The following is a 14337-nucleotide window of genomic DNA, read 5'->3' as shown; positions in this document are numbered from 1 at the left end:
GATTCCTCCCTTTATTGGTTATTTTAACAGCAAACCAAACCAATGCTGTTGATGCGACGAACATCTTTGATAAAAATTGCCCAAATGATTATATGGAACAATGGGGCTGGTTGCAAGGTTAGTAGCTAAGGCACGCCTTCATGAAAACTATGAGAGACATTCTCTAGCACAAAAACATACCGCCCTTTAAAAGGGCGGCAGCTTGATTAAGTTAAAAATAAGACCCAACAGTGGCATCACATCTTTGAGAAAAATTCAAATCACTTTCTTCTTCCCTTTGTTGAGGAATAGTTTCACTGAAAAAGGATTCAGAACTTTCTGAAGCTCTCGGAGTAGAGGTATCTTCATCTCTAGATGCTGGCTCTGGAGTAGAGGTATCTTCATCTCTAGATACTTGCTCTTCAGATGTGTCTGTCTGCACCTCCACTTTTTTAGGTTCCTCGGAAGGCGCACTATCATGAGCAGACCAATCATAATCGTAGCTAATCGAGCTTCCATACGTTGTTTCTCTGCTGGAATGAGTTTCTTTCGAAGTTTCTTTCGAAGTTTCTTTCGAAGTTTCTTTCGAAGTAAAGAAGTCTCTTACAGAATTGAACATGCTTCTAAAAAGACCGGGTTGCTCTGTATCAGTATCTTCTGTTGCTTTAAACTGAGACTCAAAATGACTATTAATTTTTGCTGGTGCAGGAAAGGACATTATGCCTTCGGGTCTCTCCATACCACCTGCTTCGAGGACTCTGCTTACTGCTTCGGCACAATTAATTACTTCAACTTTTGAAATTTCAGAATCAATGAGATCTCTATCGAACGTCTTCAATCCTAACATCATATTCGTGGTAGAAGAATTGCTGTTCAAAATTGCTGCTGTAGTTTTTGTAAGTGAACCCGGGGTTAAGCTAAAGCTAGCCAGTCCTGAATCCATTGATTCGTTTAATTGTTCCATCGCTTCAATAACCGCACCTATATTCTCTATCTTATCAGTAACGTCATATGAGGAATGAATAGGACTGTCCGATTTAGATGGGGAACTATGATTTACTGCTTTTGTAGGGAAAACATGGAACGTAGCCGTTGCAAGAGGTGTTAGTGCAGATAACTCAGAAGTTGGATAAACACTAATCACGTGCTTTCTACCCCCATGAGTCGCTACTATTGAAACATGTCCAGTACCACCGACTTCGGGATGTTTGTGGTAATTTACCACTACCTTTGAAGTTCTTTCGACAACTTCGATTTCTATTTTCTTTTGCATAATACACACTATATGTTTTAAAAGTACAGGATGTATTATAAATGAACATTATTAAGAGGGTATTAAGTGTTATTGCTCATTAAACTCAAAACTACTTATTTAAACCATGCGCTGTTTATTCAATATAACGGGTTTGTCAAGCACCTGTATAATATCAGCAGAGCCATATATGATTGTTCTTCCAGAGCGATAAAGTGCTGTTAAAATATTTTTATCTTGAAGATTATGAATAGCATAATAGGTTCTTGATAGAGACACATCTAATTCATTAGCCATCTCACGAGCGGTAAAGAAAGGAGTATTGAATAGCTGATTTATGATTTTATTTTCAATAGTTTTTAAATGAGTAGAGGCACGAATTTTATACTCTTTAAGTATTTGTTGGATATGCTCCATTCTAGAGACTAATTCACAACAGACTAATGAAATAATATCAAAAAAATAAATAAGCCACTCATACCAATACCCTTTGCGCGCTTGACTAATTGCTTTCGAATAGGCCCCTACAGTTGAATAAAAATAGCTGTATATGAAAAACACGACTACAGATAAAAAATGCTCCGGAAATTGTTTATTTTGAGCAAGTAATAATCCAATTAATAAGTTTCCAATTCGACCATTTCCATCATAAAAAGGATGAATCGATATAAATTGAACGTGGCTAATAGCCGCGTGCAGTACTGGAGAAAACGTTTTATCTTGAAGAAATAAATCATGATTTATCAAGCAATAAGGTAAACATTTTGCAGACGGAGGTTTATATTGGATTTTCCCTGTTTTATGATTTTTTAATACGACTTGTTTTGCCCTGATTTCTCCGGGATGAAAACGTTGACTATTCGAATCATCTTGCGTCATTTTTTTGTGTATTTTTTGTAATAATTCTATGGATATCAAGTTAGTGCTTAATAATTCCAAACTGTATTCAATCGCTACATGATAGCGAAGCAATGTACTTAAATCAGTTAAATTTCCACGTGGACAAACGATTATTTTATGCTGGTCTGTAATTTCTTCTTTTTGAGTTAGCGATGGATTAGTTATGAATGGTTTTAGAAGTAACGAGGGGGTTAAAAAATATTTACTAATAGTGTTTAGACGATTTAAATAGTGCTCCGCTTGCAATAATGACTGTTGCAATTTTTTATTCCATATTAAGGCGGGCATGGGGTTGAGAGTAAATAGAGTTTCTTCGCGAAACAAAATGCTTATTTCTGCAGTAATATCCTGTTTTTCCACGATAAATTGCATTGGCTTCACGTGATTGCTATAGGTCAGATCAATTAATAATGTGTGGTAGTTCCGGCTGTATGCGTCGTAGAATAGGCCGTTTTATTCGTTAGTTTACTAAGCTTTACCAAATGTTTTGATCTAATTTTTACCGTGCTTTTAGAAACATCCCGGGCGTTTTTTATATCAGCAGATTCCAGAGATATTGTTTGAGGTTTATTTTGCAAATCGTTATTTATGTTTCCCCAAATAGGAGATGCAAAAGTATTGATAATGGCTAATGAGGTCACAATTTGTAATTTTTTACCCTTGTCCATTCCTGATTTCCCTTTCATGGATAATATAAATTAGTATAAACAAATCATGATTTTTTTCAAATTTGTAATACCCTATTTTGGGATCACTTATTGAGTTCAATAAGCTTATCAGCTTAAGATAGCCATTTAGATACCGAACGGTTATTACTCAATTGTGGATTTACAATGCAATCAGAAGAAATATCAAATGAAGAAAAGGCAATCCTCTCTGATGAAGAACTACATGCTCAAGCGAATCAGTATATAGGTGAATTTAATCAACTTATCTTTCAGAGTCTTCCTCCCGTGATATCACAGATTATTGAACGGGAAATTTGGAAAAAAAGAAATAATTCCTATAACAATTTTGGGGAATATGCTCTTGATAAATCAGCAGACGGCCTGGGTATTACCAACAATGAAATGTTGTGGTTATTACGGTCTGCCATGGACATAAATAAGCAGCATGTAGCTCATTGGGGGGATGTTCTTAGCATGGTGGATAACTGTGCCAGGGTATATGCAAAGGAAAATAAAATCTCTATTAAAGATCTGAATAATGACCTTAGAGAGCAAGATAATACGAATCCTAATCTGTATCAGGAAAACAATATTACGTATTTACCCTCTCGTTCGAGATCTGTAGATGGGCAACTTTTGAAATTAAAAAAGAAAGATCCTATTGCCTATGAACATGTGATACAAGGAAAAATAAATCTAAACGATGCGTGGGTCAGAGTTCCCAGAAAACAACAACATCCTATTGAGACAATTAAAAATAAATTTTTTAACTTGTCTCAAGCCGATCGTAATGCCTTTTTGGAATGGCTTGAACAAGAAAAAGATAATCTTCAAAATTAGCAGTTTAGTAACTGTCTTAAATTTTTATTTGAAGGCAGTTGCTGTGCATGCTTATCCTTCTACTCGCATGGTAATCCTTACAGGATAATAGCAACATGGCAATATGCTATTATTATTTAATCTATGTTATCAGTATTGGTAGGGGATTATTATGCAAGAAAAGAGTCAGCCTACAAAAGAAGAGAAAGGATCTTCATTAAGCCTAGATCAAAAAAAGAAAATATGCGTTACAAATATACAAGCTGTTATGACAGCGCTTCTCAAGGAGTATCCTGAACAATTTAAAAAAAATCCAAAAGACTATTTTAAAGTAGCCGTTTCAGAGCGGCCTAAGAAGGCTAGTAGTTTGGTAATGGGCAAAGATGAAAATGCTGGGGTGGGTTTTTTATCTGTAATGCAACCCACTGGCGACGCGTGTAAAGTGATTCAAAAGCTTTTTGAAGGATTCACAAATGTAAGGCCGGCTTTAGTAACTCGCGATTTTAGGGAAATAGCTTATTTCTGTAAAAATACTGATGCAGAAGTAGATTTACTTTTAAAGAAATCAGAACAGCTTAAAAATCTATATGGTCCGTTTGATATTAAACTACTTAGGTCATTAGCTTCTCCTGTGCCTGCGTCTACAGGAGGTCTTGGTTTCTATGATAGAAAGCCAAAATCATCTGCGCTTGAAGATGAGAACATCTCCAGCTTAGTCGCTAAATTATTTACAGGGAAATCTATGCATTCAGTTAAAATAGAAGCGGATCTAATAAGCTTTAGAGGTAAACGTGAAGACGCCGAGGAAGTCTTTATGAAAGCAATGGAATCCTTAAAAGAGAGCGGTCTTTCAGCAGATGGGATCATGTCTAATTTGAAAATAAAATATGAACCAACTATTGAAGTAACACTCGATATAGAAAAAGTTGCTGCTGAATTGAATAAGCCCAAAGAGGAAGCTGGATTAGACTCGATCGGCACTTAGGATCCGATGGGGACGGTCCGGGACGGACCCCAATGTGATTTGAACAAGTTGACTAATAATTATTGGGGTCCGTCCCGGACCGTCCCCATATTTACTGGTCAAATCACCACTGATAATTCGGTAATATTATCTGGATTAGTTGTCGTTGTTTGTTTTTCATTCTCTTTATTATTATTGAACATGCTGACTTGTACAATTAGACCTTTTGCCGGTGGTAATTCTGGTTTAGCAAGCTGCTCTGTACTAATTTTTGGAACAGCAAAAGTATCTTCCACGTCCGTGGTAGGAGCCACTCCATTAAATTTACGGTGTTCCTTTTCATCTTGAGGCAGAGCCAAGTACTCTTTAATCTCCTTTCGCCATTCTTCTTGCAATGAGCCATCTTGCAGAAATTCTTCACCATATTTCTCTATGAGCGTATAAAACGCACACCAATCTTTTCTTCTACCACCCTCACGATTGATTCGTTGATGTAAGCTAATGAAGGCTTCTTTCGGTGGTAAGACAGGAATTCCCTCCTTTTCTACAGAGACTATATGGCCAGCGCCAAAATCGTCTTTATTGACCAGTTGAACTGTTAAATCTGGGTTTTCTTTAGTTGTATCCACAAAAGTACAATCATAAACTAATATGTTACCACGGGTAACTATTCTATAAGGTGAACCCGTTTTTTCCAGATGCTCTCCTAAGCAACAGATTATCTGATGCGCTAGTTTCACATTCGATGCAAGGATATCTACATCACCCGGATTATCATTTTTCTGAAAATCGACCCCATGGAGCAAAAGCCCCATACTTCCTTGAACAATAGGTTTAATTTGGAGATGTTTTTGCGCGTGTTTGTCGTAAGTCGAAAAAGTAGATGTCACCAAAGCAGTTACTTTTTTAAGATTTTCTGTTGAATGTGGGACAGTAATTACAGGAGCATGATTATGTTGCACACTTGTTAATTTGGCGTTTGACCTTTGGCCTGGAATATTTCTCTTTAATCGACTATTTCTCTCAAATTTTAATTGCATTTTTACACCTGTCATATTTATTTTTGTATATGATAATGCCTTAATGTTAACATTTTATTAAATTAGGATTATATTTGGTCATTAAATGCAATTTCATTATTTTTGAGAAAACAATGGTTGATGTTCCAGTAGACTTTTTGCCTCTGTGGAATGGCGGTTACCTGGAGCTCGAAGTGGAGCGTAACGTGTCAATTTGAATTGATTGTCAATACAAATAACTGTACTATTATTGACACATTTATGCTGTGGAGGTAGTCAATGCTCGATTGTGTGGAAAATAAAGTGGTATCGGGAAATAGATATCGTTTAAACGCCGCCGATGAACTACTGTTGCAGCAAATTAAAAATAATACATTCGATGAAAAAGCATTTTTTAGCCGAATGAGAGAGTCCTGTAATCTCAATTTGATTATTAAACTGGCCAATATAAGTCCAATCTTTAAATCACTCTGTAAAAAGGACATCTACGACTCTTTATGGAAGCAACAATACTGTTTATACGGACTTTATTTATCGGCATCAGAAAAAATTCAGACTGTTTTTTTGCTACATGAAAATGTAGATGTGTTCGATTTATTACAAGGGGCTTATTTTTTTCACAAAGCACAGCAAGTGAAAAAACAACAAGACCATTTTTCTTTAGAGGAAATTTTCTGGTTACAAAAAGCAATCACCTTTAATTCAGTGCATGCAGTTCAGCGATATAATCAATATCTTTACTCCAAAATTGAGCAATCTCAGCTGGATAGCGACTATTGTGACGAACTATTAAAAGAGGCAATAGAAAATTGTAAAAACTTACTTGAGCTTTATGGAAGCTATGCTTATATGATGTTGGCAGAAGCTTATTTTCATTATGCCAATTGGGCTATTCGAGAAGATAATCTAAGTGGAGTCTCTGCTTCTATCGAAGCTGCACTAAGAGCTTGTGATCTAGCTCAAACTTATTTAGACAAAAGTCAAAGCTCTATCCATAATGCAAGTCTTGGTCAAGGATTAGCAGCGAGTAATTCATTTGAAATTAGTGAGCCGTTACAAGCAAGGGCACTTCTAGAGAATTGGCTTAATGAACAACAGATTTTAAACCAAAGGCCTATGAAACTACAGTAACTTCCTTTCTGAGACATAGGTAACAAAATATACCGGAGACATAGGTTACACTCATTGCATTTTCATGAGCTCTGAATAGGAAATCAAGAGTCAGAAAATAAGCTATAATTTAAAATAATTAATTTATGTAAAAAGATATGAAAATGCTTTACCCCCCAATTCTTTTTATCTTAAAGGCATTAAAGTTTTTAGTTTGGTGCTTAATACTTACGATTATTTTGGGGGCTGTTGCCCCTTATATTAGCCACATACATTCTTACTCTTATTTAACGTCATTACTTGGTGTAGACCATGCAATTCATGAGAATATAAAACATTATATTCCCACAAGGGTAGGTGGCTGGGATATTTCCAGATTAATTACAATTATTGGCCTATTAATTGTTTCTTCCATTATTTCTAAATGTATTTTTGTTATACAAAAAGCAAAAATTAAGGCTAATATTAAGGAATTTAAAAATAAAACAATGACAGCAGAACAACAATCTTTAATACACAGTATGGAAGAAACCATCGGCAGCTCAAAATTTAAGGAAAAAAGCAGGCAACAGTTAGTGAAGCAGTTTGTCGAACTAAAAAAGGAACTTGAAAAAACAGGAAGAGATCTATCATTTTTAGCAATCGACGTGGTTGAATCCACTGAAATGAAAGTCGGGGAAGATCCTGTTGTTGTTGAGCATGATTTTAATCAATATCACGATTTTATTTCGTGTAAGTTTAAGGAAAATGGCTTCATTAAAGCATCCTGGACCCCTGATGGAGTTATGGCTTGTTTCAATACAACTGAACAAGCCATTGCAGCTGCAAGAGATATATTGTTAAGTCTGACCGATTTTAATAAATCAATTAAAATGATGAAACGTGACTTTCATATTCGTTGTGGCATAAATACTGGTTTTGTGTATTATGATTTATCAACTCCTTTAGAAGAGTTTAGTGACAGAGTTATTGATATTGCGGGACACATGCAGAAACATGCTCCAATTGATACGGTGCTCATAGCTAAAGACCTCGTTAAGCCCATTGAGTCCCATGAACTATTTGAACCTACCAAAAACACAGTCGATGGATTTGAAGTATATGAGTGGAGCTCAGCAACTAACGTGAAAAATCCAAATTAGTATCAATGGGGACGGTCCGGGACGGACCCCAATGTATTTTGAACAAGTTGACTAATAATTAACGGAGTCCGTCCCGGACCGTCCCCATATTTATGGCGAGGAGGATGTCAAAACGGTTCTTCTCTCTAAAGTAGCAAACTCTTCATTCGACTCTGTATCAAAAAATCTTGGCCCAGTTTGCCTAATTTTAGAATTATTAAGTTTGGGAAATTTTTCTGATACTGGTAATCGAGTATTGTTTTGAAGTGTATCTAAAGCATGACTTTGACTCACTGGCTTCTCCACCTGTGAAGGATATTGAGTCGATTTTTTTCTATGAAAAACGCTAGGCCAAGTAAAAGCTATCGATACGAATACTAAAATGACTGGAGACAATATTGCCATGGTAATGGTTAATGCAAATTTTTCCCCTATTGCTTCACCCAGCGTTTCACCAACATGAATTCCGCTTCGGATTCCACCGGCAACAGAATAAGCAAGAGAATCACCTATCAAAGCACATAATTTGAGCATATTGAGGGCTCCATGCTTTATCTTTTGTCCTTTTGTTTGGTTTTCTTCCGGTGGTTGATATAGTGATTCAAATTTTTCTTTTAGATCGACATATGTTTTCGGGTTAAAGACTTTATATACTTGTGAAAAAGTATTAACAAACATAGTTGTCGAAGTACATATCATAGCAATAGTATGTGCTAAGAGGGTATCAGGAGTCGCACCTACAGCATTAAAAAACTTATTAACCCCTGATACAGTAGTAAACCAAGTTAACGTCGCATAAACAGCTAAAAAGATCGTACTTACGATTCCTAATAAGACACATCGCAAAAGACCATAAGGTTTTTGATAATCTTCAATAAAAAGATTTTTAAATTTTGCATAATTTTCACGTATGCCTACAGCTTGAAACGAATAAAAAGAAATCGCTGCAATCACAGATAATCCAATCGTAGCTGCCAAAACTAGAGGATTAGAGATAAGCAAACCTGCCCCTAAAAAAGTAAGAAGCCCAACGAGACCAGCATATCCAGTAATGCCGGCAGAAATACATGCCAACAACGTCACAATACCAAAAAGTAATTTCTGACCTCTATCGAGTATTGTTTTTTCCTTTTCATTTTCTTCAGGGGTCTTAAACGTTTTCTGTTTGCTAGGTTGAAAGCCAGCACTATCAAGCATGGCCTTCCCACGACTTAATAAACACACTATCCCGTTACATAAGGAAAGTACTATCGCTAAGCCGAGGCTAAAACCAAAGGGCGCTCCTAAAGTACTTAATAATCCCAGACAAAAGACCATACAAAGCGCCATGGAGGTAACCACTTTACCAATGACTAATGGCACTCCTTTTATCAGCCTATTTCTATTTTGAATGGGGGTTCTTGTAAATTCTTGGCCATTGCAAGAGCAGGTAGCAATTTGTAAGACCTCTTGCTTAGATAATCTTTTTCCACCCGAAAGTATCTCTCCCCACTTAAAGGTAAGGAAGCTCCAAAAAAAGTGGGAAAACGGACGTATTAAAATATCTGTTATGCGAAGATCCCCATTTAGAATGGCTTGTTGAACTTTTTGCGATTCTTCCTCAGTAAATTGATATTGATTGAACGAAGCAATAATCCAATCTTTTTGAGTACGAAATTTTCTTCTCAAAACCGTTATGACATCAGGACGTTTATGAACAGCAGAATTGATTTGCTCTTTTTCTAATAAACTAACTATTTCTTTCATTCCAACAAATCCCTTTTTAATACAAAGTGCGTAGCTTATTTATAATTTCATAAGAATTCCATTTAAATTTTTAAAAAATTATCAATAGGCAGCATGCCGCTACCATTTTCATTAAAAATGATTTGACATACTTGGCGAGTTACATTCTAATCGTATTTTTTTATCATGATAGGGAACTTCATGGCATTTTTGACTTTTCTAAAACCTGCCCCTTATCTTAATGAAATTCAGGATAAAACTATTGTTGAACGGCAATATCGTTATTGGCGTATTCGCACCTTTTATGCAATGTACATAGGATATGTTTTGTTTTATTTTACGCGAAAAAGTTTTACCTTCGCGATGCCCGCATTACAAAGCACCTTGGGGATGACCAAAACTGAACTGGGAATGATTGCTAGCATTTTGAGCTTAAGTTATGGCATCAGCAAATTTTTGAGTGGAATTCTTGGCGATAAGTCAAATCCTCGTTATTTAATGGCGATTGGACTAATTTTGACCGGTATTTTTAATATTTTGTTTGGTTTGTCTTCCACCTGGTGGTTATTTGCTATTTTTTGGGGATTGAATGGTTGGTTTCAAGGGTGGGGATGGCCAGGATGTACTAAATTATTAACCCATTGGTATTCTCAATCAGAACGCGGTCGTTGGTGGAGTATTTGGAATACATCACATAACGTTGGGGGGGCATTGATTCCATTGATTGTTGCTATGTGCGCGCAGTATTTCGGCTGGCGTTCAGCCATGTTTGTGCCTGGAATCTTCTGCATTTTAGGAGGTCTTTTTTTAATCAATCGTTTAAGAGATACTCCACAGTCGCTTGGTTTACCTGCGATAGAGCAATATCGGCAAGATTTTTCTGGATTATCAAATCAACATCAAGAAAAAACAGAACTATCAGTTAAAGAAATTCTTTGGAATTATGTGTTAAGCAACCCATATATTTGGATACTGTCCATTTCTTATTTGTTTATTTATGTTGTCCGAACAGCCATTAATGATTGGAGCATGATGTACTTAACGGAAGTGAAGGATTATTCCTTAATCACAGCAGGGAGTTGTGTCATATGGTTTGAGGTGGGTGGTTTTTTTGGAAGCCTGGTTGCCGGCTGGGCCTCTGATAAACTATTTCAAGGTAAACGCAATCCAATCAATGTACTCTTTACTGCTGGTGTATTTGCCACTTTGTTGCTCTTTACCTTGACTAGAGGATATACCCCATTCCTCGATTCTTTGTTTCTTTTTTTCTTTGGTTTCTTTATCTTTGGACCGCAAATGATGATTGGTATGGCATGTGCGGAGTTAGCACATAAAAAAGCAGCGGCGACTGCAACTGGCTTTGCCGGATTTTTTGCCTATTGTTTAGGTGCTGTTCTGGCTGGTGCTCCATTAGGTGCAATTATCAAAAATTACGGCTGGGATAATTTCTTCCTCACATTGTTTATTTGCTGCCTGATTCCATTTTTTTTGATGCTGCCACTCTGGCATGTGAAATCCTCAAGGCATCGTAAATCAGAATTTACAGGCAATTCTGAGTTTGCTTAGTAACATCAGTGGGGACGGTCCGGGAGGACGGTCCGGGACGGACCCCTATGTGTTTTGAACAAGTTGACTAATAATTAACGGAGTCCGTCCCGGACCGTCCCCATTCTCACGTACCCTCATTTTCTCTTCAATAACAGGTAACTTGAGGCAATCGAAAATCAACAATTCCCCTATTTTAATGATTCCTTAAGAAAGCATTTGTATAATAATCGCGCAACTCTTGATTTATTTAAATTAAGGAGTTGACATATCAGCAATATTTAATAAGAGGAAATTATATGAGCTTCTTTAAGCATGATAAAAACCGCGAAGGTTGTGTTAAAATTCCAAAGCCACAAATCGGTGATCAAGCTTGTGTTAAAACCCCAGATTTTACAAGTATTCTAAAAACATCCATTTTTGGCAAAACTCAACCTGAGTGCATTAAAACTCCTACTCGTGGTCAAATAATGAGTGCTATAGGAGATAAAATACTCGAGTCACTAACTACTAATCGTCCATGATCAATACTCACTATAGCCACTCTAGCGCTTATAGCGCTTAGGGGACGGTCCGGGACGGACCCCTACGTGTTTTGAACAAGTTGACTAATAGTTAACGGAGTCCGTCCCGGACCGTCCCCACCATTTAATTAAAGGTAGTCTATACAGCTATGCCCAACAGTGAGCCAATACCTGCACTCACCATCATCGCTAGCGTTCCCCAGACCACAACACGTAGTGCTCCTAATATGATGCGAGCTTGGCCAACTTTTGCAGCCACTCCTCCGAGTAATGCTAAAAATAGAACTGCCATCACTGATATTGTTAGAATAAGATAGGTTCTTGGAGCAATAAAAATGATTAATATCGGTAATAATGAACCCAGAGTAAAACTACAAGCGGAAAATATTGCTGCCTGAAGAGGACGTGCACTCGATATTTCTGTAATACCAAGTTCGTCGCGAGCATGTGTACCTAATGCATCCTTAGCCATCAATTGTTTTGCAACTTCTTTTGCGAAAGTGGGCTCTAATCCACGATTGATGTATATAGTGGTTAGCTCTTCCATTTCATTTGGTAAACTCGACTCAAGTTCATTCTTTTCACGTTGCAGAGCAGATTTTTCTGTATCTGCTTGTGAGCTTACGGATATGTACTCACCTGCAGCCATCGACATAGCGCCAGCAATTAATCCTGCAATCCCTGCTACAAGTATTCCATTATATGGCGTGTGAGCAGCAGCAACACCAATCAACAAGCTCGCAGTAGAAATAATGCCGTCATTTGCACCCAATACCGCAGCGCGTAACCAGCCAATTCGTTCAATTCGATGATATTCTTTATGTTGCATATACATCAAAACTCCTATGTGGAAGATCTGAATCGATATGCCACGAGTTACTCTTGTGGCATATCAGATTTGTGTTTATATACTGCATTTTCAGGAATATCTGTAGATGAATAGACACTTATTATTTTGAATGGTTTCTTCGCATTGAGATTAATAAAATTATGAGGAATTCCTTGAGGGATAAAGATCATATCACCTGCTGTGACGGTTGAATTTTTACCATTGAGAACCGATTTAGCCTGGCCTTCAACAACAAATATGACCTGATCAAATTTATGGGTTTCCATCCCAATCTCATTGTTGGGGTTAGTCTTAGGGGTGATATTCATAAATACAACCTGCGCATCTTTACCCGTCACAAGTGCTAGCTTCCAGTTTTCATTCCGTTTTGCCATTTCAAAAATTTTGGGAGTAATGACTGCGTTTATTTTATTATTAACTGTGCTTTCTTCAGAACTAGCAAATGATGATGTTGCGATTAAAATTGACACCAATAACGTAGATATAAAAGTTCTTTTTATCTCTTTTATTTTCATAAAGGCTCTCCATAATTTAAAATTAGTTATTCACTCTATATCAACATTTGATCTTCTTTTGAGTTGTGCAATAAACGCATAAGCCTATTTAGTGTAGCATATGATTAAATTGGACATGATGAAATTAGAAAAACTATAATTTTCTCCGTAAATATTGGCTAATTACTCATTAGATTTAAGCTTGGTTGTGTGGGGGACGGTCCGGGACGGATCCCCTATGTGTTTTGAACAAGTTGACTAATAATTAACGGAGTCCGTCCCGGAGCATCCCGTCCTTTTGATACTGGTCCATCATCGCCACTCGAGGTCGGGCGCCATGCCTAATAGTGCAAGCAGTCCCCATACACATAGTGATAGGCAACCGCCAGTATGCCAATACCGGTTGCGAGCAAGAATAATACACTCAGCCAGTGAGGCATCATGATGCACAATTTGCGCCGGTGATTTTTCTTGCTATCACCAAAGCGATCATAATGGCCACGCTGAGTGAGCCCGTTAGTAGGATCTCAAATGGCCACAGGTTATGCGAGGTTGGGTCGACCGAGACGTCGATAAAAAGACGCAGTACCACGAATACCATTAGTGCCATCGGTACTGCTGCAGCGATGCGCCAGCCGTCACGCCATCGCCATAATCCCCATGCAGGCATAGCGATGCCCAAAGCGCCGAGTGCGAGTATGCCCAGCATGAAACCACTGAACATGATCTTGTCACCAATAGATAACGGCGTATTCATCCTCCTCTCGTAATCGGCTTTTTGCACCGCAGTATCGATCGCATCCAATCGAGTTACCCAATCCGGATTACCCTGCGAAGTAGTCGGTTGATTACCACCAGTGACCTGGACCGGATATGTCGCAACTACGGAGGTTCCCCCAAAAGAACCATCGCCTGCAGAAATTCGAACCTCATCCACCTGTGTACCTGGCTTGAATAGAAAGAACCAGCCGAGAGCTTCGCCACTGCCGGCTGGATAGACCCGCGATGGGTTACTGCCTGCATTTACCACCTCGCCATGAAAATATGGCTTTACCCAGATCCGGGTTGGATGATCGCTCTGATAATATAGGTGCAAGTAGAAATTCTGCTTGTTGCCCAACGTGACTACATTACTGGACGGATAGGTCGAAACTACCTGCACTGTGGTTGCGGCATGGGCACTGGGAGCAACAGCGTCCAGCAAAATGCTGAGGGCAAAAAACAAAATTGCCGTCATTCTGCGCATGCTGGATCTCCTTGCAATTTCGACATTTAATAGCATCATTATTTCCTACTGATGTGCCCATGTGACGCATAATCTTACCCTGGATGAAGATTACCAGAGATAATACTTTCACGAATTTTCT

The 14337-nt window shown here is 37.8% G+C and carries 14 protein-coding genes; 6 read left to right on the top strand and 8 right to left on the bottom strand.

Annotation, left to right across the window (positions count from 1 at the left end):
* Positions 1–211: 211 nt before the first annotated feature.
* From Lstg_RS16630 to Lstg_RS16620, 3 genes are all read right to left on the bottom strand, one after another.
* Positions 212–1252: a hypothetical protein gene (locus tag Lstg_RS16630; RefSeq protein WP_058478731.1), complete on the bottom strand. Its 1041-nt coding sequence runs from the start codon at positions 1250–1252 to the stop codon at positions 212–214.
* Between the two features lie 99 nt (positions 1253–1351).
* Complete coding sequence (locus Lstg_RS16625) at positions 1352–2503, bottom strand: Fic family protein (RefSeq protein WP_058478730.1); 1152 nt, start codon at positions 2501–2503, stop codon at positions 1352–1354.
* 32 nt (positions 2504–2535) lie between these two features.
* Positions 2536–2799 (bottom strand): hypothetical protein, encoded by a 264-nt coding sequence (locus tag Lstg_RS16620; RefSeq protein ID WP_058478729.1) that lies wholly within the window; start codon positions 2797–2799, stop codon positions 2536–2538.
* A 165-nt stretch (positions 2800–2964) separates the two neighbouring features.
* On the opposite strand from Lstg_RS16620, the gene Lstg_RS16615 reads away from it, so the two are divergent.
* Together Lstg_RS16615 and Lstg_RS16610 are read left to right on the top strand one after the other, a co-directional pair.
* Positions 2965–3639 (top strand): hypothetical protein, encoded by a 675-nt coding sequence (locus Lstg_RS16615; protein ID WP_058478728.1) that lies wholly within the window; start codon positions 2965–2967, stop codon positions 3637–3639.
* Positions 3640–3790: 151 nt separating this feature from the next.
* Complete coding sequence (locus tag Lstg_RS16610; RefSeq protein WP_058478727.1) at positions 3791–4603, top strand: hypothetical protein; 813 nt, start codon at positions 3791–3793, stop codon at positions 4601–4603.
* A gap of 98 nt (positions 4604–4701) precedes the next feature.
* Here the strand turns inward: Lstg_RS16610 and Lstg_RS16605 are convergent, their stop codons facing one another.
* Complete coding sequence (locus tag Lstg_RS16605) at positions 4702–5622, bottom strand: hypothetical protein (RefSeq protein ID WP_058478726.1); 921 nt, start codon at positions 5620–5622, stop codon at positions 4702–4704.
* A 258-nt stretch (positions 5623–5880) separates the two neighbouring features.
* Between Lstg_RS16605 and Lstg_RS16600 the strand changes: the two genes are divergently transcribed.
* Both Lstg_RS16600 and Lstg_RS16595 read left to right on the top strand, forming a co-directional pair.
* Complete coding sequence (locus tag Lstg_RS16600; RefSeq protein ID WP_058478725.1) at positions 5881–6732, top strand: DUF5630 domain-containing protein; 852 nt, start codon at positions 5881–5883, stop codon at positions 6730–6732.
* Positions 6733–6875: 143 nt separating this feature from the next.
* Positions 6876–7853: an adenylate/guanylate cyclase domain-containing protein gene (locus Lstg_RS16595; RefSeq protein WP_238585472.1), complete on the top strand. Its 978-nt coding sequence runs from the start codon at positions 6876–6878 to the stop codon at positions 7851–7853.
* A gap of 90 nt (positions 7854–7943) precedes the next feature.
* Here Lstg_RS16595 and Lstg_RS16590 read toward each other — a convergent pair whose 3' ends face one another.
* The gene (locus Lstg_RS16590; RefSeq protein WP_058478723.1) at positions 7944–9578 is read right to left on the bottom strand and encodes a hypothetical protein; all 1635 of its coding nucleotides are present in this window, start codon (positions 9576–9578) and stop codon (positions 7944–7946) included.
* Positions 9579–9758: 180 nt separating this feature from the next.
* Between Lstg_RS16590 and uhpC the strand changes: the two genes are divergently transcribed.
* Together uhpC and Lstg_RS16580 are read left to right on the top strand one after the other, a co-directional pair.
* Positions 9759–11123: an MFS transporter family glucose-6-phosphate receptor UhpC gene (gene uhpC / locus Lstg_RS16585; RefSeq protein WP_058478722.1), complete on the top strand. Its 1365-nt coding sequence runs from the start codon at positions 9759–9761 to the stop codon at positions 11121–11123.
* 278 nt (positions 11124–11401) lie between these two features.
* Positions 11402–11626, top strand: coding sequence for a hypothetical protein (locus Lstg_RS16580; RefSeq protein ID WP_058478721.1), 225 nt, complete (start codon positions 11402–11404; stop codon positions 11624–11626).
* A 139-nt stretch (positions 11627–11765) separates the two neighbouring features.
* Here Lstg_RS16580 and Lstg_RS16575 read toward each other — a convergent pair whose 3' ends face one another.
* The 3 genes from Lstg_RS16575 to Lstg_RS16565 form a co-directional block, all read right to left on the bottom strand.
* Positions 11766–12461, bottom strand: coding sequence for a VIT1/CCC1 transporter family protein (locus Lstg_RS16575; RefSeq protein WP_425324445.1), 696 nt, complete (start codon positions 12459–12461; stop codon positions 11766–11768).
* 41 nt (positions 12462–12502) lie between these two features.
* Positions 12503–12991, bottom strand: coding sequence for a cupin domain-containing protein (locus Lstg_RS16570; RefSeq protein WP_058478720.1), 489 nt, complete (start codon positions 12989–12991; stop codon positions 12503–12505).
* Positions 12992–13409: 418 nt separating this feature from the next.
* On the bottom strand, positions 13410–14216 hold the full coding sequence (locus Lstg_RS16565) for a DUF4407 domain-containing protein (RefSeq protein WP_238585471.1): 807 nt from the start codon (positions 14214–14216) through the stop codon (positions 13410–13412).
* Between the last annotated feature and the right edge of the window lie 121 nt (positions 14217–14337).

Source organism: Legionella steigerwaltii (assembly GCF_001468065.1).
In the GTDB taxonomy this organism is placed as follows: Bacteria; Pseudomonadota; Gammaproteobacteria; order Legionellales; family Legionellaceae; genus Legionella; species Legionella steigerwaltii.
Note: the sequence above shows the minus strand (reverse complement) of the source record. Positions and strands in the feature narration are given on the sequence as shown.

Coding starts and splice junctions, on each gene's coding strand:
- Lstg_RS16590 (WP_058478723.1), bottom strand. CDS start 9,578: ATGAAAGAAATAGTTAGTTTATTAGAAAAAGAGCAAATCAATTCTGCT.
- Lstg_RS16615 (WP_058478728.1), top strand. CDS start 2,965: ATGCAATCAGAAGAAATATCAAATGAAGAAAAGGCAATCCTCTCTGAT.
- Lstg_RS16580 (WP_058478721.1), top strand. CDS start 11,402: ATGAGCTTCTTTAAGCATGATAAAAACCGCGAAGGTTGTGTTAAAATT.
- Lstg_RS16575 (WP_425324445.1), bottom strand. CDS start 12,461: ATGTATATGCAACATAAAGAATATCATCGAATTGAACGAATTGGCTGG.
- Lstg_RS16600 (WP_058478725.1), top strand. CDS start 5,881: ATGCTCGATTGTGTGGAAAATAAAGTGGTATCGGGAAATAGATATCGT.
- Lstg_RS16620 (WP_058478729.1), bottom strand. CDS start 2,799: ATGGACAAGGGTAAAAAATTACAAATTGTGACCTCATTAGCCATTATC.
- Lstg_RS16595 (WP_238585472.1), top strand. CDS start 6,876: ATGCTTTACCCCCCAATTCTTTTTATCTTAAAGGCATTAAAGTTTTTA.
- Lstg_RS16610 (WP_058478727.1), top strand. CDS start 3,791: ATGCAAGAAAAGAGTCAGCCTACAAAAGAAGAGAAAGGATCTTCATTA.
- Lstg_RS16630 (WP_058478731.1), bottom strand. CDS start 1,252: ATGCAAAAGAAAATAGAAATCGAAGTTGTCGAAAGAACTTCAAAGGTA.
- Lstg_RS16570 (WP_058478720.1), bottom strand. CDS start 12,991: ATGAAAATAAAAGAGATAAAAAGAACTTTTATATCTACGTTATTGGTG.
- Lstg_RS16625 (WP_058478730.1), bottom strand. CDS start 2,503: ATGCAATTTATCGTGGAAAAACAGGATATTACTGCAGAAATAAGCATT.
- uhpC (WP_058478722.1), top strand. CDS start 9,759: ATGGCATTTTTGACTTTTCTAAAACCTGCCCCTTATCTTAATGAAATT.
- Lstg_RS16605 (WP_058478726.1), bottom strand. CDS start 5,622: ATGCAATTAAAATTTGAGAGAAATAGTCGATTAAAGAGAAATATTCCA.
- Lstg_RS16565 (WP_238585471.1), bottom strand. CDS start 14,216: ATGCGCAGAATGACGGCAATTTTGTTTTTTGCCCTCAGCATTTTGCTG.